This window comes from Thermogutta sp. (genome assembly GCF_014359955.1).
Classification (GTDB): Bacteria; Planctomycetota; Planctomycetia; order Pirellulales; family Thermoguttaceae; genus Thermogutta.
The window spans coordinates 1-5081 of sequence record NZ_JACIYL010000277.1 but is presented as its reverse complement, the minus strand read 5'-3'; the positions used below and the strand labels follow the sequence as shown (position 1 = coordinate 5081).

At 57.4% G+C, this 5081-nt stretch carries 3 protein-coding genes; all 3 read right to left on the bottom strand.

Annotated features, from left to right (window positions below):
• Positions 1–76 precede the first annotated feature (76 nt).
• The gene (locus tag H5U08_RS09830) at positions 77–817 is read right to left on the bottom strand and encodes a TIGR04255 family protein (RefSeq protein ID WP_297032555.1); all 741 of its coding nucleotides are present in this window, start codon (positions 815–817) and stop codon (positions 77–79) included.
• On the bottom strand, positions 810–3824 hold the full coding sequence (locus tag H5U08_RS09825; protein ID WP_297032553.1) for a site-specific DNA-methyltransferase: 3015 nt from the start codon (positions 3822–3824) through the stop codon (positions 810–812). The genes H5U08_RS09830 and H5U08_RS09825 overlap by 8 nt, the downstream gene beginning before the upstream one ends.
• Positions 3825–4436: 612 nt before the next feature.
• Positions 4437–4850 carry a hypothetical protein gene (locus H5U08_RS09820; RefSeq protein ID WP_297032551.1) on the bottom strand — a complete coding sequence of 138 codons (414 nt, stop codon included), beginning with the start codon at positions 4848–4850 and terminating at the stop codon, positions 4437–4439.
• Positions 4851–5081 lie beyond the last annotated feature (231 nt).

The following is a 5081-nucleotide window of genomic DNA, read 5'->3' as shown; positions in this document are numbered from 1 at the left end:
CCATTGAGTCTCATTCACACCCCACAGATGAAGTTCTCCTTCCTTTGAGATTTCAGGCCTGACAACGCTCGGCATCTCACTTCACCTCGTCGAACAGTTCCCTTAAAAGATCGGTTATGCAACCTTCGAAGACTTCCTCTACCCGATTATGTGCTTCTTCGATCCAACCAAGAACGTCAGAAAACTTAATAGCAGTGGGCTGTGCTAAGAAATAGTCTATATCCAAAATGAACGCACTTCTACCCTCAGAGAAATGAGGCTCGGGAGTGAGTTGCACACGGCAGTGGTCTCTTCCTTCTGCATAGGAGAACTCGCTACCCGCGATGAAGGACACCATATTCTGTGGCAGCCTCGGGCCGACGAACGGATAGAATTCGAAGTACTGCTCCACCTCGACTTTTGGAGCAAACAGTTCAACCCGGTTGATATAGCGCAAGCCGACGCGTTGCAGACCTTTGATCTCCACCACATCCTCTAGGCTTTTCCAGGCCATTTCGATCCGAGGCTTAAAGCCTTGCCACGTGGGGTACGGTCTTAGGGCGTTTACCGTCAGCAAACGAGGACCGAGTTGGATGAGCATCTTTCTGTCCTCAGTAAACAGCACAATTCGCTCACTGGTGCGAATTTGTTGTCGAAGGCCCTGAGGCTCCTGCGAGAGTTCAATTTCCTGAACAACGCGCTGTTCTCTTTGAGGAAATGCATTCTTCACCCTCTCATAAAACAGGCCGGGAATCGTGAGGTCCCAGGGTGTATCAGGCGTCAACCTGAACTCGCAGACTGCCTCCACAAGGGGAGGGTTCTTGTACTTTTTACCCATGGTAAGTTGGCTCCTTTTGCTGTAGGTTCACCACCCGCACCACCTCATTCCCCCGAAAATCAATCACCTTCACGGCAATGCGTTTGTGCTCGCTAGGCTGGAAGGGGAACGACACAGTGCCGCGCATCCGCTCAAAGGCCTCAGGGTTAATCTGCGCCCTGAGCGCCCGCTCGAGCTTTTCCCAAGCCTTATCGTCCCCAGGAAAGAACGCCTGACAAATGTGGAAAGTCTTGCCATCGTAGTCGGTGTCCAGAAACCAGGCGGCCACATCGTCGCCCCGGGTGCTCTGTACCTCGCCCGTCAGCGGGTCATAAATGTCCACGCCACGCAGCTCCACAATGTACGTCCCGTCCTTCTGCTTCTCCACCCGCACATCGGGCTGGCCGAAAACGGTGAAAATCTGGCTGGCACGGGTGGTCTTGAGCAGATCGCCCACCAAGACATCGGGCGAGATGTTGGCAAAATGCACCTGAAGCCCCGCCACCGGGGCCTTCTGGATGAGCGCCTGGGCCTCCGGATCAAAGGCAAATCCCGCCACGATCAACACCTGGTAGCCGTTCATCTTGGCCGTAGGGATCGCCTCCTGCACTTGGTGCGCAATCACCGGCCCGTGTTGGGGTCCAAAACTGATCGCCACCCGCAGCGCCTCCCCGTTTTGCCCGGCTTCCGCCTCGGCATGCAAATATCCCAGGTTCAATGGTCGCAAACCCTGCAACTCCAGTCGCTTCCCGCCGGGGAAGAGCACCCCGCCCTGCTGTTTGAGCAGGTTGATCATCGTCGTCAGGTAATCCCCTCCGCGGTCGCTGACACGGGCTTGCGCCTCTTCTGCCTCAAACTGCGGAATGGGTGTTTGTGTTGGGTCTTCCACCGCCGGCACGGGAATGGCCTCGACGGTGAACGGACCGGAGACGCGGACCACGCCGCGCACCACTTTGGGCCGGTCGTAAAGCGTCTCTTGTGGAGCGTTGCGCTGGATGCTCTCGTCGATCTCCTTTCGCTTCTGGCGCTTGAGCTCCCAGAAACGCCCCAGGGCCGCTTTGGCCTCGTCGGGCCAACCTTCCGGAGGCATCGGGTCGGGCACCTCCTCGAGGCGCTCCCAGCGATGACCGGTCAGGCGATAGACCGTTTCTAACAAAGCAGCCGCCTTCTCTTCCGCCCCCAACTGTCCCGAGCGCTTGAGTTTCAGCAATTGCCAGTAGGCGTCGTGGGCTTCCTTGGGCCAGATCGGATGGGGCACCTCGCGGGGGACTTCCCATTCCAGCAACTCGTTAACCCTAACCTTCTGCCCACTCGGCAGCGTCGCAGTTTTACTGTCGGGGGCAGAAAAATCCACGAATTGCCCCGCGCGACCGCCTTCTTTGACCTCAATTTCTATCCGTTTACCCCTGAGCGCCTTGTTCAGCTCTGCCAGCGCCTGGTCAATCTGCGGCTGATATTTGGCGGCGATGGCATCAATCTCGGTGTTCTTGGCGATGCTCTCCAGGGTGATGTGGGGCACCGTCTCGTAGACAAAACCACCCACCGGGCCGCGCTCCGGGTCACACAGTTCGTAATAGTCAAACTTGGCCGTCATCAGGCGTTGGCGGGCGATCGCCAGGGCCACGCGGGAGGTATCGCAGGTGATCCAGCGCCGGCCCCACTTCTCGGCGCAGTAGGCCGTGGTGCCGGAACCGCAGGTCGGGTCGAACACCAGGTCGCCCGGGTCGGTGGTCATCAAAATGCAGCGTTGGATGACTTTTTCATTGGTTTGAACAGCGTAAACTTTCTTCATTCCACTGCCTGACGCAGTATCCGTCCACAGATTAGGGACCGCATTGACTGGAAAATCTTCCGCAAATCGCACGTACGATAAAGTGTTCCCCGTGCGAGCAACTCGCCCCGCTGCTATGAGTCGTTTCATGCCTTCCGGGTTTGTCGCCCAACTACGCCCCGCTGTAGGAGCAAATGACTGGCCATTTATTTCTATCGGGTAGATACAACTTTCCGTTCGACCTGCGGCAAGAAGTATCTGGTGGCGAAATACACGGCCACCCGCTGGGAGCAGGCCATGGTCTAGGCTTTCTTTTTCTGTCATCCTCCGTGAAGTGCCAGAAGGTTCAAGGACCATTGCATAGGCCGGGTCTCCCTCCAAGTCTTTCTCCTCATACAACGGTCGGTACTTGTGCTTCACCTTCTCTTTGGCATAAAAAACCAGGTAATCACAAATCGCTGGAAGGGTGTCAGTACCCAGCCCCGCGGTCTTCTTAAAAGTTATTAGTCCAACAAAATTCCCCGCTCCAAACACCTCATCCATCAACTCCCGCACGTGGTGCACGTTCTCGTCGCCGATCTGCACGAAGATGGAGCCGCTCTCGGTAAGCAGCTCCCGCGCCAAGAGCAGGCGATCCCGCAGGTAGGTGAGATAGGAGTGGATGCCCAGCTTCCAGGTGTCCCGGTAGGCCTTGATCTGCTCTGGCTCGTGGGTGAGGTCCTCGTCCTTGTCCTTCACATCGCGCCGGTCAATGCGGGGCTGGAAGTTGCTTGAATACTTGATGCCGTAGGGCGGATCAATGTAGATCATCTGCACCTTCCCCGCCATCCCCTCCTTGACCAGCAGCGAGTTCATCACCAGCAGCGAGTCGCCCAGAATGAGGCGGTTGGCCCAGCCGACCTCGTGCTGGTAGAACTCGATCTGTTGGTCGGCTGGCAGGGGCGTTTCGCCGAACAGGTCCGGTTGAATTGGCTGCGGTCGGCGCACGGCTCGCAGAATGGCCTTGGTGGAGATACGCTCGTGGATGTGGAGCGAGACGACATCCACCTCGAACGAGGTGTGCTCGGCCTTGCCCGCCCAGACCAGTTGCGGATCCAAATGGGGATCGTAGCGGTACGACTTGGTTTCTCGCTGCCGGGATTCATAAGTGGGGGCGATCCCGGCCGGAGGGTTATTCTTCCGCTTGGAATTTGCGTGCCGAAAATCCTTGACGTTATTGCCATCTCCCCCGCTACGAGACTGCTTTTTCTTAGCCATGTATCGTTCCCCAGTAACCCTAAATGATGGACGATTGCCCAATTCTTCCACTTATTCCAACAGAAGAAGATCTTACCGCGGCCAAGATACCCTAGACCAGTAACCCCGGCAAGGCCCGTGGCCCGTCTCTCGATTGGCACTGAAGAAATCGCCCCGAGCGCCACTGGGCGGTCCAGTCCCATCTCCTGGTGGAACGGCTTCCACGGCGTCCGTTGGCCGGGGTGGAGCCGGGCCCTCCAGACTCTCACATGATTTGGAAACAACTTGGATGCTGGCCGTGGAACCCGGGCCTGTTGGTGGAACGGCTTCCAGGTCGGCCAATCCCACCGATGGAGGGCCGAACTCCACATCGCCCATTGGTCGGAATGGCACCGGTCAGGCTGGCACACGCCCCGCCAACCCAGTGACCCGGGTGAAACCGAGGCAATCGGTCAGGGTCGAACCCGATCCGCCCATGCGTTCCATCGCTCTGACGCCCGGCCAAAAGTTTACCTATTTCCGCCGGGGCGCGCTCAATGGCGCTCAATTTCGTCAAAATAGGCAAACTTCTTCTTGCCACGTCTTCCCGGGTACGACACGGGTTCACCGGTAGGGGCCATTCATGAATTGCCCTTACCACGATGGTGACGCCCCGTGACCAGGGGACACCGGGCACGACAAGCGTGCCCCTCCGAACTTTCGGAAAACCCTTCGCGCCGGAACATCCCTCGAAGGGACCCGCTCGTCGGGTCCGATGAACACCGATTGATGATCCATCCCGCTTCCCCGGACACGACAGGCGTGCCCCTCCGATTTTTCAGAAACCCCCTCGCGGGGAAACACCGCTTCGGAGGGGCCTGCTGTCGGTCCGCTTGTCCAACTATCGAACGGTCCACCGGTGAATAAAAAGAGACTATCAATCGCCGGATTACTTTCCGACGTGACCTTGCCGAAGGCGTCATAGATGAGATGATTGACCACGGTGGTCATGTTGCTGCCCGGATCGTACTTCGCGATGTCCCGGACCGTGTTCAGGTGGTCCGTCAAGGTCCACTGTACGGTTTCATCAGGCCCGTTGTCAATGTATTCCTAGGTTATGATCGATGGTACCTTCAGACAGTATCTTGCTATTGCGCCGTCAGACGAGGTTAAGGTTGAGCACTCGCCTAGCCACAAGAACACTGAACCATCTATCACACCTCACCGAATGGTTTCCGTACTATATACGTTGGTCACCTTCCAGATTGAGTAGCGAGCCGACCGCAAAGCAAGGTTCAG